The organism is Streptomyces sp. NBC_00376 (assembly GCF_036077095.1).
Lineage (GTDB): Bacteria > Actinomycetota > Actinomycetes > Streptomycetales > Streptomycetaceae > Streptomyces.
Window position 1 is genome coordinate 6,970,725 of record NZ_CP107960.1, and the last position, 24,392, is coordinate 6,995,116.

Genomic DNA, 24,392 nt, shown 5'->3' on the forward strand with positions numbered 1-24,392 from the left:
GGCTGCGGATGCCCGGCCGGGCATCCGCAGCCGGTTGCTTTCGGTCCCGATCGCGCGACACCGCAGCAAAGACGTAATTGATCTCCCCACCAGCACAGAGGCGCTCTAGGCTCTTGCGTACCGCCCGGTCGCGCAGTGCGTGGACGGGCAGTGCACGCGCACCGACAAGCAGCGGTACTTGAGCGCCGCCCCTCAAGGGAGCGCCGCCGGGCAAGGAGGGCCGCATGACCGTACGGCGAGTAATGGGCATCGAGACGGAGTACGGGATCTCCGTCCCCGGCCACCCCAACGCCAATGCCATGCTCACCTCGTCCCAGATCGTCAACGCCTACGCAGCGGCGATGCACCGGGCGCGCCGCGCCCGCTGGGACTTCGAGGAGGAGAATCCGCTGCGGGACGCGCGAGGTTTCGACCTCGCCCGCGAGACCGCGGACTCCAGCCAGCTCACCGACGAGGACATCGGCCTCGCCAATGTCATCCTCACCAATGGGGCCCGCCTCTACGTCGACCACGCGCACCCGGAGTACAGCTCCCCGGAAGTCACCAATCCGCGGGACGCGGTCCTCTGGGACAAGGCCGGCGAACGCATCATGGCCGAGGCCGCCGAGCGCGCGGCCCAGCTCCCCGGCGCCCAGCCGATCCACCTCTACAAGAACAACACCGACAACAAGGGCGCCTCGTACGGCACGCACGAGAACTACCTGATGAAGCGGGAGACCCCGTTCTCCGACATCGTGCGCCATCTGACGCCGTTCTTCGTCTCCCGCCAGGTGGTCACCGGGGCGGGGCGCGTGGGAATCGGCCAGGACGGCCACGAGCACGGCTTCCAGATCAGCCAGCGCGCCGATTACTTCGAGGTCGAGGTCGGGCTGGAGACCACGCTCAAGCGCCCCATCATCAACACCCGCGACGAACCCCATTCCGACGCCGAGAAGTACCGCCGGCTCCATGTGATCATCGGTGACGCGAACCTCTCGGAGATCTCCACCTATCTCAAGCTCGGCACCACCGCCCTGGTCCTCTCCATGATCGAGGACGGCTTCATCAACGTGGATCTCGCGGTCGACCAGCCGGTGCGCACCCTGCACCACGTCTCCCACGACCCGACCCTGAAGCACCTCATCACGCTGCGCAGCGGCCGTACGCTCACCGCGGTGCAACTGCAGATGGAGTACTTCGAGCTGGGCCGCAAGTACGTCGAGGAGCGGTACGGGGCGGATGCCGACGAGCAGACCAAGGACGTCCTGATCCGCTGGGAGGACACACTCAACCGGCTGGAGAACGACCCGATGAGCCTGTCGGGCGAGCTCGACTGGATCGCCAAGCGGGAGCTCATGGAGGGCTACCGCCGCCGGGACGGCCTGGACTGGGACGCGGCACGCCTGCACCTGGTGGATCTCCAGTACGCCGACGTGCGGGCCGAGAAGGGCCTCTACAACCGTCTGGCGGCCCGCGGGAAGATGAAGCGGCTGCTGGACGAGAACGAGGTCGAGCAGGCCCGTACGAAGCCCCCGGAGGACACCAGGGCCTATTTCCGGGGCCGCTGCCTGGAGCAGTACGCCGACGACGTGGCGGCGGCCTCCTGGGACTCGGTCATCTTCGACCTGCCCGGTCATGACTCACTGCAACGGGTACCCACCCTGGAACCGCTGCGTGGTACCCGCAATCACGTCAAGGAGCTGCTGGACCGCTGCCGCACGGCGGAGGAGCTGGTCCAGGTCCTGTCGGGCGGCTGAAAGGGCCGGGATCGGGGAATCATCGGGATGACCCCCGGACGTTGAGGGAAAGTACCGGGCCGATGTCGGAGCCCGTGGGTAGGGTCTGATCAAGTGCTTCGAACCGAGCGGGGTGAGCTAGATGGCGACCAAGGACACCGGCGGCGGACAGCAGAAGGCGACGCGTTCCACCGAGGAGGTCGAGGAGCAGGCGCAGGACGCGCAGGTCTCCGAGGACCTCAAGGACCGCCAGGAGAAGCTGAGCGACGACGTCGACTCGGTTCTGGACGAGATCGATGATGTGCTCGAGGAGAACGCCGAGGACTTCGTGCGTTCCTTCGTTCAAAAGGGTGGACAGTAGTTCACGGATGTGAACGCGGGGGAGTGGAGAGCGGTGCGCGCGGTACGGGCCGGTCCGGCCCGTACCGCGCGGGCGCAAACGGCACCGCGAGCCGTGCAGCTGCCCCCGCGGTTCATGTGGATCACCGCCACGGGGCGGGTAGGGTCCGTGGCGTAACCGCATCAACTGCAACTCGGCCATCGGCAAGTTGGGAGACGATCCTGACGCCTTGCTCAGGGCCGTCGCTTACCTGGAGGGAAACGCGTGGAAGCCAACACTCGTAGCACCGGGCGTCTACCAGCTGCCTTCCTGACGCCGGGATCCTCTTCGTTCATGGATTTCCTGTCCGACCAGTCGCCCGGGATGCTCCCCGGCAACCGGAAGCTGCCGCCCCTCCAAGGGGCCATCGAGGCGCCGCACGGGACGACGATCGTCGCGGTGACGTTCGCCGGAGGTGTGGTGCTGGCCGGTGACCGGCGAGCGACCATGGGCAATGTGATCGCCCAGCGTGACATCGAGAAGGTCTTCCCGGCCGACGAGTACTCGGCGGTGGGCATCGCCGGCACGGCCGGACTGGCCGTGGAGATGGTCAAGCTCTTCCAGCTGGAGCTGGAGCACTTCGAGAAGGTCGAGGGCGCCCAGCTCTCCCTGGAGGGCAAGGCGAACCGGCTCTCCACGATGATCCGCAGCAATCTGGCGATGGCCATGCAGGGCCTCGCCGTCGTGCCGCTCTTCGCCGGTTTCGACATCGACCGCGAGAAGGGCCGGATCTTCTCGTACGACGTCACCGGAGGCCGTTCCGAGGAGCACGGGTACGCGGCCACCGGCTCCGGGTCGGTCTTCGCCCGGAGCTCGATGAAGAAGCTCTACCACGGGGAGCTGACGGAGCAGGAGGCCCTCACTCTGGTCGTGCAGGCGCTGTACGACGCCGCGGACGACGACTCGGCGACCGGCGGCCCCGACGTGGCCCGGCGGATCTACCCGATCGTCACCGTCATCACCGACGAAGGCTTCCGGAGGCTGGACGAGGCGGAGTCCTCCGAGATCGCGCGCTCGGTCCTGGAGCGCCGGCTGGAGCAGCCCGACGGCCCGCGTGCCGCGCTGCTCTGACTTCCGTTCCGCTGCTTCTCCGATGCTCTCGTCACTGACAGAAAGGGACGGATAACCGGTGTCGACGCCGTTCTATGTCTCACCTCAGCAGGCCATGGCCGACCGGGCGGAATACGCCCGGAAGGGCATCGCCCGTGGTCGCAGCCTGGTTGTGCTGCAGTATGCCGACGGCATTGTGTTCGTCGGCGAGAACCCGTCCCGCGCGCTGCACAAGTTCAGCGAGATCTACGACCGGATCGGTTTCGCCGCCGCCGGTAAGTACAACGAGTACGAGAATCTCCGTATCGGCGGCGTGCGCTACGCCGATCTGCGCGGATACACCTACGACCGTGACGATGTGACGGCCCGTGGGCTGGCCAACGTGTACGCGCAGACGCTGGGCACCATTTTCTCCAGTGCGGCCGAGAAGCCGTACGAGGTGGAGCTGGTGGTCGCCGAAGTGGGCACCGAACCGGAGGGCGACCAGATCTACCGGCTGCCGCACGACGGCTCGATCGTCGACGAGCACGGCTCGGTGGCGGTCGGCGGCAACGCCGAGCAGATCAGCACCTTCCTGGACCAGCGCCACCGCGACGGGATGACGCTCGCCGAGGCGCTCAAGCTGGCGGTGCAGGCGCTGTCGCGCGATCCCAACGGCAGCGAGCGGGAGATCCCCGCCGAGCGGCTGGAGGTCGCGGTCCTGGACCGTACGCGGCCCCAGCAGCGCAAGTTCAAGCGGATCGTCGGCAGGCAGCTGGCGCGGCTGCTGGAGGCGGACGGCGGCTCCGCGCCGACGGACGCCCCGTCCGACACCGAGGAGGGCGAGGGCAGCGGGTCCGCCGCCGCTCCCGACGAATCGAGGCCCACCGACTCCGGTGGTGACGTGGAGTAGTCCGTCGAAGGACGGTTCCACCGCTGTGACCGTGCCCCGGTCCGCCGCTTCCGGCGGGCCGGGGCACGGTCATGCCCGCGGGGCGTCCGGGGGCGGGGGCGCCGAGGAGCCGCGGGCCACCAGCTGCACCGGGAGGCTGCCGGTCTCGGCCGGCCGGTCGTCCAGGACGGCCAGCAGGGCGGCCATGCCGCGCTCCCCGACCTGCTCGGCGGGCAGCCGCACGGTGGTGAGCTCCGGCTCGACGGCCGTGGCCAGGGCCAGATCGTCGAACCCGGTGACGGACAGATCGTCGGGCACCCGCAGGCCCAGTCTGCGGGCGGCCTTGCAGGCACCCGCGGCGAGGATGTCGTCGTCGCAGACGAGGGCGGTGGGCCGGGGGCCCGGGGCGGCGAGCGTGTGCTCCGCAGCGACGCGGCCCGCGTGGACGTCGAGCGCCGCCGTGACGGTCCGCACGGAGGTGCCGGGCACCGCCCGCAGGGCCTCGTGGAGCGCCCTGCCGCGTACCGCGAAGGTCCAGGAGCCGACCGCCGACGCCAGGTGGACGAAGCGGCGGTGGCCGAGGGCCAGGAGGTGCTCCGCGACCTGCCGCATGCCGTCGGCGATGTCCAGGTTGACGCGGGCCGCGACACCGGCGTCCGCCGGATCGCTGTCGAGCATCACCAGCGGCAGTCCCGCGCCGCGCAGCGCGTCGAGCGCCCCGGCGGCCATGGAGGAGGCGATCACGCCGTCCAGGGAGGCGCTCGCCGAGGCGAAGGGGTCCCGGGCCGGGCCGGTGCCCTCGGGGGACGGGTAGAGGACGACGCCGAAGCCGTGCTCGGCGGCGACCTCGGCGGTGCCGGTGTAGACGCGTGCGAAGAACTCGTTGGTGAGCGCGGGGACGACCAGCAGTGCCGTCCTGGTGCGGCCCAGGCGCAGGTTGCGGGCGGCGAGGTTGGGCCGGTAGCCGAGTTCGTGGGCGGTGCGGCGCACGCGCTCGGCGGTGGCCTCGGAGACCCGGCCGCGCCATTTGCCGCCGAGCACGAGGGAGACGGTGGCCTGTGAGACGCCTGCGGCCCGCGCGACGTCGCGGCTGGTGGGCCGGGTCGGGGCGGGCTGTGGTGCGCTGGTCACTCGGGCCTCCGGGCCGGTCGGGGCAGGCGCCGTGAGGTGGACCTGCGGACTGGGCACATGGTACGTATGAACCTCGACGTTATACGTAAAACCTCTGGGTGCCGGAAGATCGCCCGAGGGAGAGGGGCGACAGGACATGGCCGCGGGATATCTGGACATCCTCCGGGCGCGGCATGCCGCCCGCCTGCTGGCGGGAACCCTCGTGGGGCGGCTGCCGAGCGGCACCGCCCACATCGCGATCGTGCTCTTCACCAGGGCCGAGGGCGGCAGCTACACCCTCGCCGGCGCGCTCGCGGCCGTGTACGGACTGTCCACCGCGGTCGGGCAGCCGCTGCTGGGCCGCGCCGTGGACCTGTACGGCCAGCCGCGCGTCCAGCTCCCGGCCGCCGTGGTGTCGGCGCTGGGAATGGCCCTGCTGGCCCTGGTGGGCCTGGGATCGCTGCCGCTGGCCTACGGGGCTGTGGTGGTGGCCGGGGTCTTCACACCGCCGCTGGAGGGCGGTCTGCGGGCCCTGTGGCCGAGCGTGCTGGGCGGTGAGGACCGGGTGCACCGGGCGTACGCCATGGACGCCGTCGCCCAGGAGGTCATGTTCACCGTGGGCCCGCTGCTGGTGACGGTGCTGGTCTCGCTGTGGTCGCCCGCCGCCGCCCTGCTCGTCATCAACGCGATAGGCGTCCTGGGGGCGCTCTCCGTCGTCCTCTCCGAGCCCTCCCGGGCCTGGCGCTCCGCACCCCGCGAGGCGCACTGGCTGGGCGCGCTGCGCTCACCGGGGCTGCTGGCGCTGCTCGGGTCGTTCTTCTTCGTCGGACTCGCGCTGGGCTCGATCACGGTGGCCGGTGTGGCCTACGCCGACGACCACGGCCGGGAGTCGGTGTACGGCTGGCTGATGGCCGCGCTCGGGCTGGGCGCGCTGATCGGCGGCGCGGTCTACGGGGCACGGCAGTGGGCCGGGGCGCCGGAGCGCCGGCTGCGGGTCATCGTCGCGCTGCTGGCGCTGGGCTATCTGCCGCTGATGCTGACCCCGGGAGTGGTCGCCATGACCGCACTGGCGGCAGTGGCCGGAGTCTTTCTGGCGCCCGCGATCGCCTGCTCCTTCATCGTGGTCGACCGGCACGCGCCGCGGGGCACCGTGACCGAGGCGTTCTCCTGGCTGGTGACGACCTTCGGGGTCGGTGCGGCGGCGGGAACGGCCGTGGCGGGCCCGGCCGTCGAGCTGGGCGGCACCTCGTGGAGCTTCGCGGTGGCGGGGGCCGGTGGGGTGGCGGCGCTGCTCGTCCTGCTGGCGACGGGAAGGGTACTCGCAGTTCCCGGGCGTACGGCCGTTTCCGTACGGGGATCGGAAAATGATCGAAACGGTGCTGTCGAACCCGGTTTCAGCTCAGGCCATCAGGCGTAATGTTCAGTCATGGACCGCCGCATTTTCGGGCTGGAGAACGAGTACGGCGTCACGTGCACGTTCAGGGGACAGCGCCGACTGTCCCCTGATGAAGTGGCGCGCTACCTCTTCCGCCGTGTTGTGTCATGGGGCCGCAGCAGCAATGTCTTTCTGCGGAACGGCGCCCGCCTCTACCTCGACGTGGGATCGCATCCGGAATATGCAACCCCCGAATGCGACAACCTGACCGAGCTGGTCACCCACGACAAGGCCGGCGAGCGCATTCTCGAAGGCCTGCTCGTCGACGCCGAACGCCGCCTGCACGAGGAGGGAATCGCGGGCGACGTCTATCTCTTCAAGAACAACACCGACTCGGCGGGAAACTCCTACGGATGCCATGAGAACTACCTCGTGGCACGGCACGGAGAATTCTCCCGGCTCGCGGACATCCTCATTCCCTTCCTCGTCACGAGGCAACTGATCTGCGGCGCGGGCAAGGTGCTGCAGACCCCCAGGGGCGCGGTCTACTGCGTCAGCCAGCGTGCCGAGCACATCTGGGAGGGCGTCAGTTCCGCGACCACGCGTTCCCGCCCGATCATCAATACGCGTGACGAACCGCACGCCGACGCGGAGCGGTACCGCCGCCTCCACGTCATCGTCGGTGACTCCAACATGTCCGAGACGACCATGCTGCTCAAGGTCGGCGCGACCGACCTGGTGCTCCGCATGATCGAAGCGGGCACGGTGATGCGGGATCTGACGCTGGAGAACCCGATCCGGGCGATCCGCGAGGTCAGCCACGACACCACCGGACAGCGCAAGGTGCGCCTGGCCAGTGGCCGCGAGGCGTCCGCCATCGAGGTGCAGCGCGAGTACTACGAGAAGGCCGTCGACTTCGTCGACCGCCGTGGCATCCGCACCGGAACCGTCGCCCAGGTCCTGGAGCTCTGGGGCCGCACGCTCGACGCGATCGAGGCCGAGGACCTCGACCGGATCGAGACCGAGATCGACTGGGTGATGAAGTACAAGCTCATCGAGCGGTACCGGGCCAAGCACAACATGACCATGTCGCATCCGCGGGTCGCCCAGATAGACCTCGCGTACCACGACATCCACCGTCGTCGCGGCCTGTACTACCTGCTGGAGCGCAAGGGACAGGCCGCCCGCATCTGCAACGACCTGAAGATCTTCGAGGGCAAGTCCGTGCCCCCGCAGACCACCAGGGCGCGGCTGCGCGGCGACTTCATCCGCAGGGCGCAGGAGCAGCGGCGGGACTTCACCGTCGACTGGGTCCACCTCAAGCTCAACGACCAGGCGCAGCGCACCGTGTTGTGCAAGGACCCGTTCCGTTCGGTCGACGACCGGGTGGAGAAATTGATCGCGGGTATGTGAGCCGGCACGGCACGATCCCGGCCACCGACGCGACGCGGGCCCCGTACGCTCCTCGTACGGGGCCCTGCGTACGCCCTAGAGTGTCGGGGACTCATCCAACTGTGCCGTCTGAGATCTGAGGAACAAGTGCGCCGACTTGCCGGCCTTCTCGTCGTCCCCCTGTTGCTGCTGACAGCGGCCTGCGGTGGCGAAAAGGGCTCCAATTCCGATTCCGTTTCTGCTTCCGCCGCGACGAAGGACGGGTTCCCCGCTATCACCGCGGGCGCGAAATTCGGTGAGAAGCCGACCTTGGCCAAGGGCACGGGGAACCCGCCCAAGGAGCTGAAGACCAAGGTCGTCAGCCAGGGCGACGGCGCCACGCTCAAGAACGGCGACGCGATCCAGGTCAACTACCTCGGTCAGTCCTGGGATTCCGACAAGCCGTTCGACAACAGCTTCGACCGCAAGCAGCCGTTCGACCTGACCCTCGGTGCCGGCATGGTCATCCAGGGCTGGGACAAGGGTCTCGTCGGCCAGAAGGTCGGCAGCAGGGTCCAGCTGGTCATCCCGCCGGACCTCGCGTACGGCGACCAGGGCCAGGGCGACATCAAGCCCAAGGCCACGCTCGTCTTCGTCGTCGACGTCCTGAAGGCGACGCAGATCCCTGCCTCGGCCAAGGGCACCGAGGTCGCCCAGGACAACATCGACCTCCCGAAGGTCGGCACCAACACGGACGGCAAGGCCCCCAAGGTCACGATCCCGACCAAGACCGACCCGCCGACCAAGCTCGTCTCCAACTACATCCTGGAGTCCAAGGGCGAGGTCGTGAAGGACACCGACAGCGTCGTCGTGAACTACGTCGGACTGACGTGGAAGGACGGCAAGACCTTCGACAGCACCTACGCGGCGGGCAAGACGCAGACCTTCCCGCTCTCCCAGGTGACCCTGAAGGGGCTGAAGAACGGTCTGGTCGGCAAGAAGATCGGCAGCCGGGTGCTGCTCGTCATCCCGCCGGACCAGGGCTTCGGTGACAAGGCTCAGCAGACCATCCCCGCCAAGTCCACGCTGGTCTTCGCCGTGGACCTCCTGACGAAGATGTAAGACTGTCCCGGTTGTCCAGCAGTTCATCAGTAAGAGGAGCAAGTCAGTGAGCATCGAGAAGCCCGAGATCGACTTCCCGGGTGGCGAGCCGCCGGCCGACCTGGAGATCAAGGACATCTGGGAGGGCGACGGTCCGGTGGCCGAGAAGGGCGCCACCGTCTCCGTCCACTACGTGGGCGTGGCCTTCTCCACCGGCGAGGAGTTCGACGCCTCCTGGAACCGCGGCACCCCGCTGCAGTTCCAGCTCGGTGCCGGCCAGGTCATCGCCGGCTGGGACCAGGGTGTCCAGGGCATGAAGGTCGGCGGCCGTCGCCAGCTGACCATTCCCGCGCACCTCGCGTACGGCGACCGCGGCGCCGGTGGCGGCCGCATCGCGCCCGGCGAGACGCTGATCTTCGTCTGCGACCTGGTCGCCGTCTGATCCGCACCCGTGCGATACGAGGGCCCGTGCCGCCAGGCACGGGCCCTCGCTTTTGTCCCGACAGCGCGTAGCGGTACGGTCGAGCGTCGTAGAGCGAAACAGAAAGGGCGTCGATGGCGATTGCCAAGGCCGAGCGGCTGATGAACCTGGCGCTGTGTCTGCTGGGGACCCGCCGCCCGCTCAGCAAGCGCGAGCTGCGCGGCTCCATCGAGGCCTATCTGGAGGCAGGCTCCGACGACGCCTTCAACCGGATGTTCGAGCGCGACAAGGACGATCTGCGCGAGCTCGGTCTGATCATCGAGACCGTGGAGAACCTGGACGGCGAGACGGGATATCTCGCCCGCCGCGACAGCAACCGGCTGCCCCCGATCACACTGGACGCCGAGGAGGCCGCGGCGCTCGGGCTGGCCGCCAAGGTCTGGCAGCAGGCGCGGCTGGCCGGTGCGGCCAGCGGTGCTCTCCAGAAGCTGCGGGCCGCCGGCATGCCGGAGGCCGAGGACGCGTACGAGGTGCACAGCCCTCTCGAACCGCGCATCCCCGTCCACGAGGCGGCGTTCGAGCCGCTGATGCTGGCCTGCCGCGACCGCCGTCCGGTCACCTTCGACTACCGCAAGGGCAACGCCGCCACGCCGGAACAGCGCCAGGTCGAGCCGTGGACCCTGGAGTGCTGGCGCGGGCACTGGTACCTGGCCGGCTGGGACCGGGACCGAGGCGCCGAGCGGGTGTTCCGGCTCTCCCGGATCACCGGCCGGGTCCGCTCCCGGGCCGGGGCTTTCACCGCCGCGGTGCCCGACGTCGTGACCGTACGCGAGACGGTCGAGAGCTGGGCGGGGGAGACGGCGACCCGGACCGCGCTGATCAGGCTGCGCACCGGGGCCGGCTACCCGCTGCGTTCGCGCGCCGTGTCGGTCCGGGAACTCGGGAACGGGTGGGACGAGTTGGAGATTCCGTACGGACACGGCCTGGACGCCTGGCTCGTCGAGTTCGGCCCGGACGTCGTCGTACAGGAACCCGCCGATCTGCGGGCCGATGTGGTGGACCGGCTGCGCGCCGTGGCCAAGGACTGAGAGAGGGACGGCAACCCATGGCCACGAACGCGATCGACCAGACCCGCCGGATGCTCTCCCTGGTGACGTACCTGCGCGAGCGCCCCGGCGCCCACGTCCAGGACGTCGCCCGCGCCTTCGGGATCACCGAGGACGAGCTGATCTCGGACCTCGACGTGCTGCCCATGTGCGGGACGAGCTTCCGCGGTGGGGACCTGCTGGACATCGACACCGACGGCGACCGCATCTGGTGGCACAACCCGGACGACGTCGCCGAGCCGCTGCGGCTCGCCGCCGACGAGGCGACGGCCCTGCTGGTCGCCGCCCGTGCCGTGGCAACGCTGCCGGGGCTGCGCGAGAGCGACCGGCAGGCGCTGCTGCGGGCCACCGCGAAGCTGGAGACCGCGGCCGGTGAGGTGGGGGCGGCGAGCTCGCGGCTCTCGGTCACCTTCGAGTCCGAGGGCGGCGTCTTCGCCGATGTCGACCGGGCGATCTCCGAGCGGCGCCGGCTCTGGCTGCGCTACTACTCGCCCGCGCGCGACGAGCTCACCGAGCGCGAGGTGGACCCGATCCGGCTGTTCGCCGTGGGGCACACGTACATGGAGGCCTGGTGCAGGTCGTCCGAGGACCGGCGTACGTTCCGGCTCGACCGGGTCGCCGAGATCCGGCTGCTGGACGAGCCCGCCGCACCGCCCGAGCTGGAACTGCGGGACCTGTCCGAGGGGCTCGTCCAGCCGGCCGCGGAGGACCCGGAAGTCGTCGTCGAGGTGGGCCCCGGCGGACGCTGGGTCGCCGAGTACTACCCGCACGACAGCGCACAGGAGCTGCCCGACGGCGGGCTGCGGATCACCCTGCGCACCCCCGACCCGGCCTCGCTGCGCAGGCTCGCGCTGCGGCTGGGCGGTGAAGGCCGCATCGTCTCCCCGCCGGAGCTGGCGCGCAGTGCACAGCATGCGGCCCGTGCGGCGCTCGCCGCGTACGACGAACCGGCCTGAGCGGAAACCTGAGGGAGATATGAGCAATATGTCTGTGGTGTCAGGTGTTCCGACCGTGGTGGTGCCCGAGTCCGTACGGTTCAAGGCCGCCTGCCCGGACTGTCGCGAACGGTTCGAACTGGCCGCGGGCGCCATTCGCCTCGCGGTGGGTGCGAGTCGCCGGACGACGTTCTACTCCTTCACCTGCCCGCAGTGCGGTGCGGCCGTCCGCAAGCCCGCGGGGGAGCGGATAGTCGAGCTCCTCACCAGGGGCGGGGTGCGGACGCTGCGCCTGCACGCCGGCCTCTAGCCACTTTCCATGCTGTCGGCCCCCCAGGGGGTGTCTGACAAATGCCTGCGGCGTCGCGGTGTCCGGTACGCACGCTCGCGGCGTTGCCGAAACGCCCACGTGGCTCCGCCACGAGGCCGCTCCGGCGCCCTGCGATCGCACGCACCGGACGCCGCTCCTTCTCCCGCATCCATTTATCAGACACCCCCTAGACACATCGAGGCTCAGCCCATGTTCTGGCCCATGCTCGCCATCGCCCTGGGGTTCCTGGGGATCGCCGTTCTCGGCGTGCTGGCCGTCAAGGTCTTCATCGAGGCCCAGCGGCTCGGGCGTCAGGTGACGCGTACCACCCAGCGCATCAACCGGGCCGCGGAGGACCTCGAAAGGGCGGCGACCAACCTCGCCGCCGCCGGCGAGGCGTTGCGCTAGCCGTACCGCCTCCGCTGCCCCGATCCGCCCTGTGAGCAGGGCGGATGGATCGGAGCGGGCGCGGCCTCCAGTTTCCCGGTTTCGAGGGGTACGCTGCTGAAGGCGGCCCGGAGAGCGAGGCGTGGGCCGTAATCGCAAGGATGCGTGGGTATTGCCCTGCGTTTACTCCTGCGGGATACGATCGCTGACAGTACGAAGGTCGGACGTCCGTCCGAGGTTCGATCCGCCCCACCCCTGCTGCCTCGGTGAGAAGGTACACACATATGTTCGGAAGGCTCGGCGCTCCCGAGATCATCCTGATCCTCGTCGTCATTGTTCTGCTGTTCGGCGCGAAGAAGCTTCCTGACATGGCTCGCTCGCTCGGCAAGTCGGCCCGCATCCTCAAGAGCGAGGCCAAGGCCATGAAGTCCGAGGGCAGCCCTTCGGCGACCCCGGCCGAGCCGGCCGCCAACGATGCGGCCCAGGACCAGACCGCCCAGCGCACCATCAAGGCGGCCCCCGGCGACGTGAGCAGCTCGCGTCCGGTCGCGGAGCCGACCGACTCGACCAAGCGCTGACAACAACCGGGCCGACGCAGGCGCCCTGATATGTGAGGGCCTGCTGCACGAGATGAGGACGTGGGTTGCTCAAGTCTGCCCGCAAGCAGGAGACGGACCCAGAGGGCCGCATGCCCTTGGTGGAGCACCTGCGTGAGCTGCGTAACCGGCTGGCGAAGGGCCTGTTGGGAATCGTCGTCGTCACGATTGTGGCCGCGTTTTTCTACAAGGACATCATCGAGTTCTTCACCAACCCGGTGCTGAAGTCGGTCGGGTGTGCGTCCAGCTTCGCCGAACTCGCCAAGCAGGAGGACGCCACCTGCGCGCGTATCGTCCTGAACGGTCTGCTGACCCCGTTCACCCTTGCCCTCAAGGTCTCCTTGATGGCAGGCGTCGTCCTTTCGTCGCCGGTCTGGCTCTACCAGTTGTGGGCCTTCGTCGCCCCGGGCCTGCACAAGCAGGAGAAGAAGTACTCGCTGGCGTTCGTCGGCGCGGGATTCCCCCTCTTCCTCGCCGGTGGCTTCTTCGCGTACATGACGCTGCCCACGATGGCGCGCGTGCTTCTGGAATTCTCGCCGGCCGACCTCGACAACCAGTTGCCGCTGGACGAACTGCTCGATCTGATCACACGCATGGTGGTGGTCTTCGGGCTCTCCTTCGAGCTGCCGCTGCTGCTCGTCATGCTGAACTTCGGCGGGGTCATCACCGGCAAACGGATGCTCGGCTGGTGGCGGGGCATGATCATGGGCATCACGGTCTTCGCGGCGGTGGCCACGCCCAGCACCGACCCGGTGAGCATGCTGGGGCTCGCCGGACCGATCTGGGTGCTCTACTTCGTGGCCACGGGGATCTCGCTCCTCAACGACCGCCGCAAGGCGCAACTGGAGGCGGGCGGACCCGCCGACGACGAGGCCTCGGACCTGGACCTCACCCCCGAGGACATCGGTGAGATCGAATCGGTCTCCTCCAGCCGGTCGTTGCCCGCACAGGCGAGTTCGGACCGGGACCGTGTGAACGGTTACGACGACATCACCTGACCTTGTAGGGTCCCCGGGTGACCAGCGAGATCACCCTTTTCGTCAATCCCACCGCAGGACGCGGCCGGGGCGCGCACGCCGCGCAGCCGGCCGCTTCCGCGTTGCGGGACGCCGGATTCTCCGTGCGCACGGTTCTCGGCGAGGACGCCGACGACGCCCTGCGGCGGGCCCGTGAGGCCGTCGCGGGCGGGACCGGAGCGCTGATAGCCGTGGGCGGGGACGGCATGATGTCCCTCGCCCTGCAGGCCGTCGCGGGGACGATGACCCCGCTCGGGGTCGTCGCGGTCGGCACCGGCAACGACTTCGCCCGCGCGCTCGGGCTGCCGATACGGGATCCGGCCGCCGCCGGACGGCTGGCCGCCGAGGCGCTCAAGGGCGGCGGCGTCCGCGAGATCGACCTCGGACGGGTCGGTGAGCGTTGGTTCGGATCGGTGCTCGCCTCCGGCTTCGACTCCCGGGTCAACGACCGCGGGAACCGCATGCGATGGGTCGGCGGACGGTTCAAGTACGACCTCGCGATCCTCGCCGAACTCGCCGCGTTCAAGCCCATCGCGTACCGCGTCAGGCTGGACGACGGACCGGTCAGGGAGATCGAGGCGACGCTCATCGCGGTCGGCAACGGGTCGACGTACGGCGGGGGCATGCGGATCTGCGCGGACGCGGAGATGGACGACGGGCTGTTCGACGTGACCGTCGTCGGGGACTGCAGCCGTACCACCCTGCTCAAGGTGTTCCCCCGGGTCTACAAGGGCACGCATCTCAGCCACCCCAAGGTCACCGTGCACCGGGTTTCCTCGATCGAGCTGGTCGCAGCGGGTGTCACCGCCTACGCGGACGGTGAACCGCTCGGGTCCCTGCCGCTCACCGCACGCTGCGTGCCCGGTGCCGTGCGGGTGCTCACGCCGGGTTCTTCCGGCGGGATTTAAAGATCGAGCCTGGTGTCAGAGGTGGCGGGTAGGCTCGAAAGCACGATGACAGAGGACCTCTCACCAGCTGAGCGATACCAGGCTTCTCGGATCCGCGCCGCCGAGCAGGCCACCGCACTCGCGCCCTTCCGTGAGCTGTACGAATTCGATCTGGACCCCTACCAGATCGAGGCCTGTGAGGCCCTGGAGGCGGGCAAGGGAGTACTCGTCGCCGCCCCGACCGGCTCGGGCAAGACGATCGTCGGCGAGTTCGCCGTGCACCTCGCCCTCGAACAGGGCCGCAAGTGCTTCTACACCACGCCCATCAAGGCCCTTTCCAACCAGAAGTTCGCCGATCTGGTCAAGCGTTACGGGCCGGAGAAGGTCGGCCTGCTGACCGGCGACAACAGCGTCAACGCCGATGCCCCGGTGGTCGTCATGACCACCGAGGTGCTGCGGAACATGCTGTACGCGGGCTCGCAGGCGCTGCGGGGCCTCGGGTACGTGGTGATGGACGAGGTGCACTACCTCTCCGACCGCTTCCGGGGCGCCGTCTGGGAGGAAGTGATCATTCACCTCCCGGATTCCGTGACCCTCGTGTCACTGTCGGCGACCGTGTCCAACGCCGAGGAGTTCGGCGACTGGCTGGACACCGTCCGCGGTGACACCGAAGTGATCGTCTCCGAGAGCCGGCCCGTGCCGCTCTGGCAGCACGTCCTGGCCGGCCGCCGGATGTACGACCTCTTCGAGGAGGAGACCGATCACGGCGGCCGCGGCGCCGGACGCCGCGAGGTCAACCCCGACCTCGTCCGGCTCGCCCGGATGGAGAACCAGCGGGGCTACAACCCGCGTGAGCGCCGTCGCGGCAAGATGGTCCGCGAGGCGGACCGGGAGCGCGAGCGGCGCCAGCGCAGCCGGATCTGGACCCCGGCCAGGCCCGAGGTCATCGACCGGCTGGACGCCGAAGGGCTGCTCCCCGCCATCACGTTCATCTTCAGCCGGGCCGGCTGCGAGGCCGCCGTGCAGCAGTGCCTGCACGCCGGACTGCGGCTCAACGACGAGGAGAAGCGGCGCCTGGTCCGCGAGATCGTCGAGGAGCGGACCGCCTCCATCCCCGGCGAGGACCTCCACGTCCTGGGCTACTACGAGTGGCTCGAAGGACTTGAGCGGGGCATCGCCGCGCACCACGCGGGCATGCTGCCGACGTTCAAGGAAGTCGTCGAGGAGCTGTTCGTCCGCGGGCTCGTCAAGGCCGTCTTCGCCACGGAGACGCTCGCCCTCGGTATCAACATGCCCGCACGCTCGGTGGTGCTGGAGAAGCTCGTCAAGTGGAACGGCGAGCAGCACGCCGACATCACCCCCGGTGAGTACACCCAGCTGACCGGGCGGGCCGGGCGGCGCGGCATCGACGTCGAGGGCCACGCGGTGGTGCTGTGGCAGCGCGGCATGGATCCGGGGGCGCTGGCCGGACTCGCCGGTACGCGCACGTATCCGCTGCGGTCCAGCTTCCGGCCCTCGTACAACATGGCCGTCAACCTGGTGCAGCAGTTCGGGCGGCACCGCTCGCGCGAGCTGCTGGAGACCTCCTTCGCGCAGTTCCAGGCCGACCGGTCGGTGGTCGGTATCTCCCGGCAGGTCCAGAAGAACGAAGAGGGGCTGGAGGGCTACCGGGAGGGCATGACCTGCCACCTCGGTGACTTCGAGGAGTACGCGCGGCTGCGCCGCGACCTCAAGGACCGGGAGACCGAGCTGGCCAAGCAGGGCGCGACGCAGCGGCGGGCCGAGGCGGCGGCGTCCCTGGAGAGGCTCAAGCCCGGCGATGTCATCCATGTGCCCACCGGCAAGTTCGCCGGGCTGGCGCTGGTGCTCGACCCGGGTCTGCCCGCCGGGCGGACCAATGGGCACGGCCATCGCGGGCTCGAATACCACGACGGGCCACGGCCGTTGGTGCTCACGGCCGAGCGCCAGGTCAAGCGGCTCGCCTCGATCGACTTCCCGGTTCCGGTGGAGGCGCTGGAGCGGATGCGGGTGCCGAAGTCGTTCAATCCGCGCTCCCCGCAGTCGCGCCGCGACCTGGCCTCCGCGCTACGGACCAAGGCCGGGCACATAGTTCCGGAGCGGCACCGCAAGAGCCGGTCCGTCGCGGCCGACGACCGGGCGATCGCCCGCTACCGGGCGGAGCTGCGCGCGCACCCCTGCCACGGGTGCGACGAGCGCGAGGACCACGCGCGTTGGGCCGAGCGGTATCACCGGCTGCAGCGCGACACGAGGCAGCTGGAGCGGCGGATCGAGGGGCGGACGAACACGATCGCCCGCACCTTCGACCGGATCGTCGCGCTGCTCACCGAGCTCGACTACCTGCGGGGCAATGAGGTCACCGAGCACGGGCGCCGGCTCGCGCGGCTCTACGGCGAGCTCGATCTGCTGGCGAGCGAGTGCCTGCGGGCGGGTGTGTGGGAGGGACTGAACCCTGCCGAACTCGCTGCCTGCGTCTCGGCGTTGGTGTACGAGGCGCGGCAGGCGGATGACGCGGTGGCGCCGAAGCTGCCGTCGGGGCCCGCGAAGACCGCGATGGGTGAGATGGTCCGGATCTGGGGCCGGCTCGACGCCCTGGAAGAGGACTTCAAGATCAACCAGGCGGAGGGGGTCGGGCAGCGCGAACCCGATCTCGGCTTCGCCTGGGCGGTCTACATGTGGGCGTCGGGGCGGACGCTGGACGAGGTGCTGGGCGAGGCGGAGATGCCGGCCGGGGACTTCGTGCGGTGGTGCAAGCAGGTGATCGACGTGCTGGGACAGATCGCCGCTGCGGCGCCGAGGGACGGGAGTTCCGTGGCCCGGAACGCGCACAAGGCGGTGGACGCGGTGTTGCGGGGGGTTGTGGCGTACAGCTCCGTGGGGTGAGGTGCCCGCGGGTGCGGGGCGGTTGGCGTTGTGGGGCGGGGGCCGGGTGCGGGGCGGGGGTGTTCCCCTACCCGCCCCTTCCCGTGACCGGGGGCTCTGCCCCCGGACCCCCGTTCCTCAGACGCCGGAGGGGCTGGGTGCGGCCGGAGAGGGCTGGGTGTGGCCGGAGGGGCTGGATATGTCGGCCGCGTCTCGTTTGGCCACTTCCTCGCGGACCAGCGGGATGACGTGGCGGCCGAAGTCGATCGCGTCGTCCAGGAGGTCGTAGCCGCGGGCCGAGAAGATGTCCACGCCCAGGTCGTAGTAGTCCAGCAGGGCCTGTGCCACCGTTTCGGGGGTTCCCACCAGGGCCGTCGAGTTGCCGGCGCCGCCGGTCTCCGCCGCGGTCGGTGTCCACAGGGCGCGGTCGTGGCGGTCGTTCGCGGCGGCCACCGCAAGGAGGCGCCGGGAGCCCGTGTTCTCGGGGGCCTTCCGTGGTGTGCCCGACTTGTGGGACCTGATCCGGGCCAGGGTGCGGTGGGCCTTCTCCCAGGCCAGTTCCTCGGTGGGCGCGATGATCGGGCGGAAGGCGACCTGGATCCGTGGCACGTCCGTACGGCCCGCCGCCCTTGCGGCCTCCTTCACCGAGGCGATCTGCTCCGCGGTCTGGGCCAGCGGCTCGCCCCACAGGCAGTAGATGTCGGCCTCGGCGCCCCCGGCCGCGTACGCCGCCGCTGAGGAACCACCGAACGAGACCTGCGGATGCGGCTGCTGCACGGGGAAGGTGTCGCTCACGAAGTCGTTGAAGCGGTAGTGCGTGCCCTCGTGGTCGAAGGGCTCGTGCGAGGTCCAGGCCCGCTTGATGATCCGGATGGCCTCGCGGGTGCGCGCGTACCGCTCGTCCTTGGTGAGGAAGTCGCCCTCGCGCTGCTGCTCGTGGTCATTGCCCCCGGTGATGAAGTGCACGGCGAGGCGTCCGTCGCTGATCCGGTCCAGGGTCGCGAAGGTCTTGGCGGCGAACGTCGGGTACGAGACGTTGGGGCGGTGCGCCACCAGGATCCGGAGCTTCTCGGTGCGGGCCGCGACGTAGGCGGCGGCCGGGGACGGGTCGGGGGAGCCGGAACCGTAGGCGAACAGCACCCGGTCCCAGCCGTGGTCCTCGTGCGCGCGGGCCAGCTTGAGCGTGTACTCCTTGTCGAAGGACGCCCCGGAGCGGGCTGTCACCTCGGAACCTTCGTTCGTTGCTGCGATGCCGAGAAACTCGACGGGCATGGCGAAGCCTCATCTCGTGCTGCGGAGAAATGGAGAACCGGTCGTGGGAAGCGCTGACGTGGGAACGGTCAGCGGCAACACGAGGCGGACCACACTCGACCGAAGTCGATGTGGTCACGGGTGACCAGCCGCAGCTGAGGGCGCATCCGTCCAGTGGAACAGGTGTGTTGGTGAGCGGTCAACCGGTTCCTGGGAGTAAGGGGCGGACGGGTCCGGCGAGTTCGGCGATGCGGGCCAGTCGCTCGTCGGTGTGTGCCGGGCCGATCAGCATCACGCCGTACGGCAGCCCGTCCACTTCACCGGCGGGGGCCGCCACCGCGCACTGGTCGAACAGGTTGGTGGAGCCGGTGAACCGGGCGAGGCGGGTGTTGACGGCCCGCGGGTCCGCCATGGCCTCGGCGAGCGTGGGGTGTTCCGGCGCGGTGGGCAGCAGGAGGGCGTCCGCGTCGCCGAGTGCGGCCGTCGCGGTGGCACGGAGGCCGGCCAGCCGGGCCCGGTCGGCGAAGAGCCGGTGCGCCGGGATGTCGCGGGCCGCGGTGATGATCCCCGCCACCGTGGGGTCGAGGCCTGGGGCGTCGGGCGCGCCGTCGATGAACGCGCCGACCGCGGCATAGCGCTCGGCGACGAACGCGGAGTCGTACAGCATCGCGGCCGCCTCGGTGAACGGCGCCGGATCGACCGGCCGGAGCACCGCGCCCGCCGCACGGAGCCGGGCGGCCGTGGACTCGTACGCCGCCGCCCAGTTCGGGGCGGCTTCCAGCTGACCGGTGGGCGGGACCGCGATCCGCCAGGGGCCCGGGACGCGGGAGCGGTCGGGGTGCGGGGCGGGGGTGGCCATCAGGGCCATCGCCCGTTCGGCCTCGGGGAGCGTACGGGCGAAGACGGTGACGCAGTCCAGGCTCGCGCAGGCGGGGACCACGCCGTCGGTCGGTACGAGACCGCGGGTCGGCTTCAGCCCGAAGACGCCGTTGAACGCGGCGGGGACACGGCCGGAGCCCGCGGTGTCGGTGCCCAGGGCGAGATCCACGATGCCCAGGGCCACGGCGACCGCCGAACCGGAGCTGGAGCCGCCGCCGATCCGGTCGGGATCGTACGCGCAGGCCACCGCGCCGTACGGGGAACAGGTGCCGGTCAGGCCGGTGGCGAACTGGTCCATGTTGGTCGTGCCGATCACCAGGACACCGGCGGCGCGCAGCCGGGCCACCGCCGGGGCGTCGGCGCCCGGTTCGTACGCGTACGAGGGGCAGCCCGCGGTGGTGGGTAGGCCGGCCACGTCGATGTTTCCCTTGACGGCCAGCAGGCGGCCCGCCAGGGGGAGCCGCTCGCCCGAGGCCAGGCGGGCGTCGAGCCGTGCGGCCTCCGCCTCCACGTCGTGCCGGGGGCGCAGATCGATCCAGAGCTCGGGGCGCTCCACCGCGTCGATACGGGCATGGGCGTCCCGGACGCGGTTGAGGACGGTGGAGGTTGTCGCCATGGTCGGTCCTCGGATTCTTGTCCTGCCTCAGTGCGTCGTCGAGGCGTCGGGCGTGCCGCTGCCGGTGGTCGTGAACGACTCGGTCGGGTGAGCGGACAGGCCCGCGCGGCAGGCCAGTTGGAGCGCGAGGCGGACGTCCGGCTCGTTCAGGTCGGCGCCCGTCAGCTGGACGACCTTGCGGATGCGGGCGCCCACCGCGTTCCGGTGCAGATGGAGCGCGTCCGCGGCGCGGGCGGGCGAGTTGTTGTGGTCCAGGTACCCCTGGAGCGTGCGCAGCAGCGGCTCGGCGCGTTCCGGGCCCAGCGCCAGTACCGGGGCGAGGAGTTCGCTGACCGCCTCGCGCGCCGTGTCGGAGGCGTACCACTCCAGCAGCATCCGGTCCAGACCCACCGCGTCGTGCGCCGCCACCGCGGGTCCCACATCGCGCGGCACCGCGGCACGGGCCTCCCGGGCGGAGGTACGGATGCCCAGCGGGCCCCGGTGCGGCGAGCCCACGCCGCACCGCAGACCGGCCTCCGGGCGCAGTCCGGCCAGCCGGTCCACCACCCGGCGGGCGCGGGCCAGAGTGGCGCGCCGCCCGTTCGTCCCCGGGTCCGCGGGCCAGGTGCTGAGCAGGACGAGGGCGTCGTCGACCAGCGCGGCGTTCCACTGGACGGAGTCGGCGGACTGCGGGGACGAGGCAGAGGGGGCGGACGGCGCGGTGGTGGTGCCGGGGGCGGCCGCCGGCCCGTCCCAGGTCCGCAGCAGGGTCAGTGCCTGGGACATGACCGCGTCCAGGGCCTTCGGCCGGTTCGAGGCGTCCAGACCGCCCGCCTCGACCCGCAGCGCGATGTGCCAGCCGTCCACCGGCAGCGCGAGCGCCCGGCCCCGGGCGGCCAGCCGGGCGGCCTGGTCCTGCGGGGCCACCAGCAGTTCGGCGAGCAGCCGGCCCCGGGAGCGCACCGGAACGTCGCCGTGCCCGCCGCCCGCCGCGGCGAGTGCCGCCAGCGCGAGGACCGAGCGCACCGCCGTACCCGCGTGACCGGGGCGGGCCGGGGCCGCCAGCCGGATCTCGCCGTCCGGGCCCGCGGCAGCCGCGCCCTCCTCGCCCGGACCCGCGGCGCGCAGCTCCACGGGCACGCCCAGGGCGCGTCCGGCCGCCACGGCCACCCGGCCGGGGTCGCCCGCGACCGCCGTCACCTCCCGCGCCGCGGCCTCGACCCGGGCCAGCGCGTCCGCCGCGGACCCGGCCACCGCCCGCTCCACGGCCACCACGAGAGCCGCGAGGTCCCCCTCGGCGTACAGCACCGCGACCCGGCCCCGCTCGGCGAGCGCCCGTGCCGTGGCCGTCACCTCGGCGGGCAGCCCGTGCGGGGCCTCGGTCACGCCCGTCAGGACCAGCGCGGCGGCTCCCGCCGCGGCCGCGTCCCGCACCGCCACGTCCAGCAGATGCCCCGGCACCGGGGCCAGCAGCACGGCGACCGTCCCGGCGGGGATGGCGGCGAGCCGGTCCGGGCGCGGCTCCAGCCGCACCCCGGTGACCTCCACCGCGTCGAGCGGGCCCACCAGCGGGCGGACCGCTTCGAGTCCGGGGGAGGAGAGGAGTTCCAGGATGTTCGCCATCCCTCCAGTGTGCTGCCGATGTGCCACCAGCACACCCGGCCGCCGAATCACGGGCTCATGGCCCACGGGGGGCGCGATCCGTCTCCGTACGCTGGGATTCATGCACGTGGACGCCGGAGCACTCGCCGACTTCGCGCGGGGCTGTGCCGTCCTGGGATCAGGGGGCGGCGGACCCGCCGATGTGACCCTTCCCGTCGCCGGACAGGCGATCGAGGAGAGCGGTCCGGTGCCCGTCGTCGACCCGGCGGTGCTCCCCGCCGACGCGCTCGTCATGCCGGTGGGGCTGGTCGGATCGCCCGCCGTCGCCGCCGAACGGATCGGCGGCCGGGCCGAGCCCGCACGGCTGCGGGACCGCTTCGAGGCGCTGCACGGCGCACCGGTCGCCGCGGTGATGAGCAGCGAGATCGGCGGCCTCAACGGCTGTGTCGCCGTCGCCTGGGCGGCCCGGCTGGGGCTGCCGCTGCTCGACGCCGACTCCATGGGCCGGGCCTTTCCCCGGATGGACCAGAACGTCCTGGAGCTGGCCGGGCTGCGTCCGGGACCGGCCGTCCTCGCCGACGAGCACGGTCACACCGTCGTGGTCGACGACGTGGACGGCGCGCACCTCGAACAGTTCGCCCGCGCCGCCGTCGTCGCCTTCGGCGGGCGCGCCGCGTCCACCGACTACCCGCTCACCGCCGGGCAGGCGGCCCGGCACGCCGTCCTCGGATCGGTCACCCGCGCCCTGGCTCTGGGCCGCGGCGAAGGACCGGCCCCACTGCTGACCGGCAAGGTCTCCTCCGTCCGGAGGTACGCCACCGAGGGCGCCGACAGCGACGACGCCACGGGTGTCCTGCTGGAGGGCGGCGGCCCCGACGCGGGCCGGCTGGTGCTCGTCGAGGCCCGCAGCGAATTCGTCGCGGCCCTGGAGGACGGCGCCCCGCTCGCCGTCGTACCGGACGTCATCGCCCTGGTCGACGTGGCGACCGGCTGGGCCGTCCCGGTCGAGGAGGTCCGCTACGGACTGCGCGTCCACCTCGTCACGCTCCCCTCGGACCCCGCCTGGTACACCCCCGAGGGCCTGCGGCTCGCCGGGCCCGCCGCATTCGGTCTGGCCGGCCTCGCCGGCACCGCCGACGGGTTCCGGGCTCCGGGAGGCACCTCGTGATCCTCGGAGTGGATGTCGGGCCCACCAACACCGATGCCGTGCTCCTCGACGGCGACCGGGCGGTGCGGGCCGTCAAGGTGCCCTCGCTGGCCGGGGACGCCGTCGGATCGCTCGCCGCCGCCGTCCGCGCGCTCCCCGCCGAGCTGCGCGGCCGGGCCACCCAGCTCGCCGTGGGCCTGCGGGTCGCCGCCCGCGCGGTCAGGGAGCGGCACGGGCTCGCCCGGGTCGGAGTGCTGCGGGTCGGCGGCGCGGCCGCCGACGCCGTGCGGCCGCTGTTCGGCTGGCCCGAGGCCCTGCGCGACGCCGTGTGCGCCGGCACCGCGAACGTGCGGGGCGGCGGTGGTCTGGCGCCCCGTGGCACCACGCCGCTCGACCGGGACGCGGTCGCCCGGTTCGGTGCCTCGCTGGCCGGACGCGCCGAGGCGTTCGCCGTCACCGCCGTGTTCTCGCCCGTCGACGGGGGCCAGGAGCGGGAGGCCGCCGAGATCCTGCGCGCCGAGACGGGCCCCGACACGACCGTCCTGCTCTCCAGCGACGTCGGCACCCTCGACCTGCTGGCCCGCGAGAACGCCACGGTCCTCGACGCGGCCCTGTCCGTGCTCGTGGCCAAGGTCGCCGACGAACTGACCGCCACCCTGCCCCGGCTCGGTCTCGCGCCCGGCGCCGCCGTCCTCGTCACCCGCAGCGACGGCACGCTGATGAGCCTGGAGTACCTGCGCCGCCAGCCCGGACTCAGCCTGGGCAGCGGACCCGCCTGCACCATCCGCGGCGCCGGACTCCTGGCCGGGCTCCAGGACGCCGTGGTCGCCGACATCGGTGAACGCCGCGCCCGGGTCGGTGCGCTGACCGGCGGCTACCCCCAGGAGGCCGGCCCCGGGGAACGCATCGGCGGTGTCCCGGTCAGCGTGCGCTTCCCCGACCTGATCACCGTGCGGGCCGACGCCCACCGCGAACTCGCCGAGGCCGCCGACCGGATGCGCCCCGCCGCCGGACTCCTCCCGCTGATCCTGGTCGGCGGCGGTGCGGGCGACGTACCCGCCGAAGTGCTGGCCGGGTTCGACGTCGTACGGCCCGGACACGGCGGAGTCGCCGGGGCGTTCGGCGCGGCGGCCAGCCCGGTCGGCGGCCAGTACGACCGGATCGTCCGCCGGGGACCCGGCCGACGGCTCGACGCCGTACGGGACGAGGTACGCGACCTGGCCCGGGCCGGCGCCGTACGGGCCGGGGCCGATCCCAGGCGCGTACGCACCCACGCGGAACCGGACCTTCCGGTGCCGTACCTGCCCGGGGCGGTGCTCCTGCGGGCCCGTGCCGTAGGACCGCCCCTCCCGCTCTGAACCCCCGCTCCCCGCCCCACCGCAGCAGGCCGGTGCCGTGCTGCTGCGCC

21 protein-coding genes and 2 pseudogenes are annotated in these 24,392 nt (G+C 71.3%); 19 read left to right on the forward strand and 4 right to left on the reverse strand.

What is annotated here, in order from left to right:
• Positions 1-224: 224 nt before the first annotated feature.
• The 5 genes and pseudogenes from dop to prcA all read left to right on the forward strand — a co-directional run bounded on the left by dop (position 225) and on the right by prcA (position 4,036).
• Positions 225-1,736 (forward strand): depupylase/deamidase Dop, encoded by a 1,512-nt coding sequence (gene dop, locus OG842_RS31450; protein WP_353962604.1) that lies wholly within the window; start codon positions 225-227, stop codon positions 1,734-1,736.
• 121 nt (positions 1,737-1,857) lie between these two features.
• On the forward strand, positions 1,858-2,076 hold the full coding sequence (locus OG842_RS31455; protein ID WP_124718707.1) for a ubiquitin-like protein Pup: 219 nt from the start codon (positions 1,858-1,860) through the stop codon (positions 2,074-2,076).
• 101 nt (positions 2,077-2,177) lie between these two features.
• Positions 2,178-2,368 (forward strand): annotated as a pseudogene (locus OG842_RS31460) (endonuclease domain-containing protein); the annotation flags it as partial.
• Positions 2,320-3,165: a proteasome subunit beta gene (gene prcB / locus OG842_RS31465; protein ID WP_266736067.1), complete on the forward strand. Its 846-nt coding sequence runs from the start codon at positions 2,320-2,322 to the stop codon at positions 3,163-3,165. The pseudogene OG842_RS31460 and the gene prcB, both read left to right, overlap by 49 nt.
• Positions 3,166-3,223: 58 nt before the next feature.
• The gene (gene prcA, locus OG842_RS31470; RefSeq protein ID WP_266736066.1) at positions 3,224-4,036 is read left to right on the forward strand and encodes a proteasome subunit alpha; all 813 of its coding nucleotides are present in this window, start codon (positions 3,224-3,226) and stop codon (positions 4,034-4,036) included.
• Positions 4,037-4,105: 69 nt separating this feature from the next.
• Here the strand turns inward: prcA and OG842_RS31475 are convergent, their stop codons facing one another.
• Entirely contained in the window at positions 4,106-5,146 is a 1,041-nt protein-coding gene (locus OG842_RS31475) for a LacI family DNA-binding transcriptional regulator (RefSeq protein ID WP_266736064.1), read from the reverse strand.
• A gap of 136 nt (positions 5,147-5,282) precedes the next feature.
• Here OG842_RS31475 and OG842_RS31480 point away from each other — a divergent pair, with 136 nt between their 5' ends.
• From OG842_RS31480 to OG842_RS31535, 12 genes are all read left to right on the forward strand, one after another.
• Entirely contained in the window at positions 5,283-6,542 is a 1,260-nt protein-coding gene (locus OG842_RS31480; RefSeq protein WP_266736063.1) for an MFS transporter, read from the forward strand.
• Positions 6,543-6,551: 9 nt separating this feature from the next.
• Positions 6,552-7,913 (forward strand): Pup--protein ligase, encoded by a 1,362-nt coding sequence (gene pafA / locus OG842_RS31485; RefSeq protein ID WP_266421641.1) that lies wholly within the window; start codon positions 6,552-6,554, stop codon positions 7,911-7,913.
• 126 nt (positions 7,914-8,039) lie between these two features.
• Positions 8,040-8,993 carry an FKBP-type peptidyl-prolyl cis-trans isomerase gene (locus tag OG842_RS31490; protein ID WP_266736061.1) on the forward strand — a complete coding sequence of 318 codons (954 nt, stop codon included), beginning with the start codon at positions 8,040-8,042 and terminating at the stop codon, positions 8,991-8,993.
• A 46-nt stretch (positions 8,994-9,039) separates the two neighbouring features.
• Entirely contained in the window at positions 9,040-9,414 is a 375-nt protein-coding gene (locus OG842_RS31495) for an FKBP-type peptidyl-prolyl cis-trans isomerase (protein WP_124718714.1), read from the forward strand.
• A 113-nt stretch (positions 9,415-9,527) separates the two neighbouring features.
• Positions 9,528-10,481 (forward strand): helix-turn-helix transcriptional regulator, encoded by a 954-nt coding sequence (locus OG842_RS31500; RefSeq protein ID WP_266736060.1) that lies wholly within the window; start codon positions 9,528-9,530, stop codon positions 10,479-10,481.
• 17 nt (positions 10,482-10,498) lie between these two features.
• Positions 10,499-11,455 carry a helix-turn-helix transcriptional regulator gene (locus tag OG842_RS31505; protein ID WP_266736059.1) on the forward strand — a complete coding sequence of 319 codons (957 nt, stop codon included), beginning with the start codon at positions 10,499-10,501 and terminating at the stop codon, positions 11,453-11,455.
• Positions 11,456-11,474: 19 nt separating this feature from the next.
• A complete protein-coding gene (locus OG842_RS31510; protein WP_266736057.1) occupies positions 11,475-11,744 on the forward strand; it encodes a hypothetical protein in 270 nt (89 codons plus the stop codon).
• Between the two features lie 210 nt (positions 11,745-11,954).
• Positions 11,955-12,152 carry a hypothetical protein gene (locus tag OG842_RS31515; protein ID WP_266736055.1) on the forward strand — a complete coding sequence of 66 codons (198 nt, stop codon included), beginning with the start codon at positions 11,955-11,957 and terminating at the stop codon, positions 12,150-12,152.
• 263 nt (positions 12,153-12,415) lie between these two features.
• Positions 12,416-12,709 carry a Sec-independent protein translocase subunit TatA gene (gene tatA / locus OG842_RS31520; protein WP_266736054.1) on the forward strand — a complete coding sequence of 98 codons (294 nt, stop codon included), beginning with the start codon at positions 12,416-12,418 and terminating at the stop codon, positions 12,707-12,709.
• Positions 12,710-12,774: 65 nt separating this feature from the next.
• Complete coding sequence (gene tatC / locus OG842_RS31525; protein WP_266736052.1) at positions 12,775-13,725, forward strand: twin-arginine translocase subunit TatC; 951 nt, start codon at positions 12,775-12,777, stop codon at positions 13,723-13,725.
• 17 nt (positions 13,726-13,742) lie between these two features.
• A complete protein-coding gene (locus OG842_RS31530; RefSeq protein ID WP_266736051.1) occupies positions 13,743-14,651 on the forward strand; it encodes a diacylglycerol kinase in 909 nt (302 codons plus the stop codon).
• A 45-nt stretch (positions 14,652-14,696) separates the two neighbouring features.
• Positions 14,697-17,531: a DEAD/DEAH box helicase gene (locus OG842_RS31535; protein ID WP_266736049.1), complete on the forward strand. Its 2,835-nt coding sequence runs from the start codon at positions 14,697-14,699 to the stop codon at positions 17,529-17,531.
• Positions 17,532-17,648: 117 nt separating this feature from the next.
• Here the strand turns inward: OG842_RS31535 and OG842_RS31540 are convergent, their stop codons facing one another.
• The 3 genes and pseudogenes from OG842_RS31540 to OG842_RS31550 all read right to left on the reverse strand — a co-directional run bounded on the left by OG842_RS31540 (position 17,649) and on the right by OG842_RS31550 (position 21,858).
• On the reverse strand, positions 17,649-18,782 hold the full coding sequence (locus tag OG842_RS31540) for an LLM class flavin-dependent oxidoreductase (protein WP_266736048.1): 1,134 nt from the start codon (positions 18,780-18,782) through the stop codon (positions 17,649-17,651).
• A gap of 208 nt (positions 18,783-18,990) precedes the next feature.
• Positions 18,991-20,256 (reverse strand): annotated as a pseudogene (locus OG842_RS31545) (allophanate hydrolase); the annotation flags it as partial.
• A gap of 27 nt (positions 20,257-20,283) precedes the next feature.
• Positions 20,284-21,858 carry a PucR family transcriptional regulator gene (locus tag OG842_RS31550; protein WP_266736047.1) on the reverse strand — a complete coding sequence of 525 codons (1,575 nt, stop codon included), beginning with the start codon at positions 21,856-21,858 and terminating at the stop codon, positions 20,284-20,286.
• Between the two features lie 100 nt (positions 21,859-21,958).
• Between OG842_RS31550 and OG842_RS31555 the strand changes: the two genes are divergently transcribed.
• Both OG842_RS31555 and OG842_RS31560 read left to right on the forward strand, forming a co-directional pair.
• Positions 21,959-23,005 (forward strand): DUF917 domain-containing protein, encoded by a 1,047-nt coding sequence (locus OG842_RS31555; protein ID WP_266736046.1) that lies wholly within the window; start codon positions 21,959-21,961, stop codon positions 23,003-23,005.
• Positions 23,002-24,342 carry a hydantoinase/oxoprolinase N-terminal domain-containing protein gene (locus OG842_RS31560; protein ID WP_266736045.1) on the forward strand — a complete coding sequence of 447 codons (1,341 nt, stop codon included), beginning with the start codon at positions 23,002-23,004 and terminating at the stop codon, positions 24,340-24,342. Before OG842_RS31555 ends, OG842_RS31560 begins: the two co-directional genes overlap by 4 nt.
• Positions 24,343-24,392 lie beyond the last annotated feature (50 nt).

Coding starts and splice junctions, on each gene's coding strand:
- pafA (WP_266421641.1), top strand. CDS start 6,552: ATGGACCGCCGCATTTTCGGGCTGGAGAACGAGTACGGCGTCACGTGC.
- OG842_RS31480 (WP_266736063.1), top strand. CDS start 5,283: ATGGCCGCGGGATATCTGGACATCCTCCGGGCGCGGCATGCCGCCCGC.
- OG842_RS31540 (WP_266736048.1), bottom strand. CDS start 18,782: ATGCCCGTCGAGTTTCTCGGCATCGCAGCAACGAACGAAGGTTCCGAG.
- OG842_RS31510 (WP_266736057.1), top strand. CDS start 11,475: ATGAGCAATATGTCTGTGGTGTCAGGTGTTCCGACCGTGGTGGTGCCC.
- OG842_RS31515 (WP_266736055.1), top strand. CDS start 11,955: ATGTTCTGGCCCATGCTCGCCATCGCCCTGGGGTTCCTGGGGATCGCC.
- OG842_RS31555 (WP_266736046.1), top strand. CDS start 21,959: ATGCACGTGGACGCCGGAGCACTCGCCGACTTCGCGCGGGGCTGTGCC.
- tatA (WP_266736054.1), top strand. CDS start 12,416: ATGTTCGGAAGGCTCGGCGCTCCCGAGATCATCCTGATCCTCGTCGTC.
- dop (WP_353962604.1), top strand. CDS start 225: ATGACCGTACGGCGAGTAATGGGCATCGAGACGGAGTACGGGATCTCC.
- OG842_RS31550 (WP_266736047.1), bottom strand. CDS start 21,858: ATGGCGAACATCCTGGAACTCCTCTCCTCCCCCGGACTCGAAGCGGTC.
- OG842_RS31505 (WP_266736059.1), top strand. CDS start 10,499: ATGGCCACGAACGCGATCGACCAGACCCGCCGGATGCTCTCCCTGGTG.
- OG842_RS31500 (WP_266736060.1), top strand. CDS start 9,528: ATGGCGATTGCCAAGGCCGAGCGGCTGATGAACCTGGCGCTGTGTCTG.
- OG842_RS31535 (WP_266736049.1), top strand. CDS start 14,697: ATGACAGAGGACCTCTCACCAGCTGAGCGATACCAGGCTTCTCGGATC.
- OG842_RS31455 (WP_124718707.1), top strand. CDS start 1,858: ATGGCGACCAAGGACACCGGCGGCGGACAGCAGAAGGCGACGCGTTCC.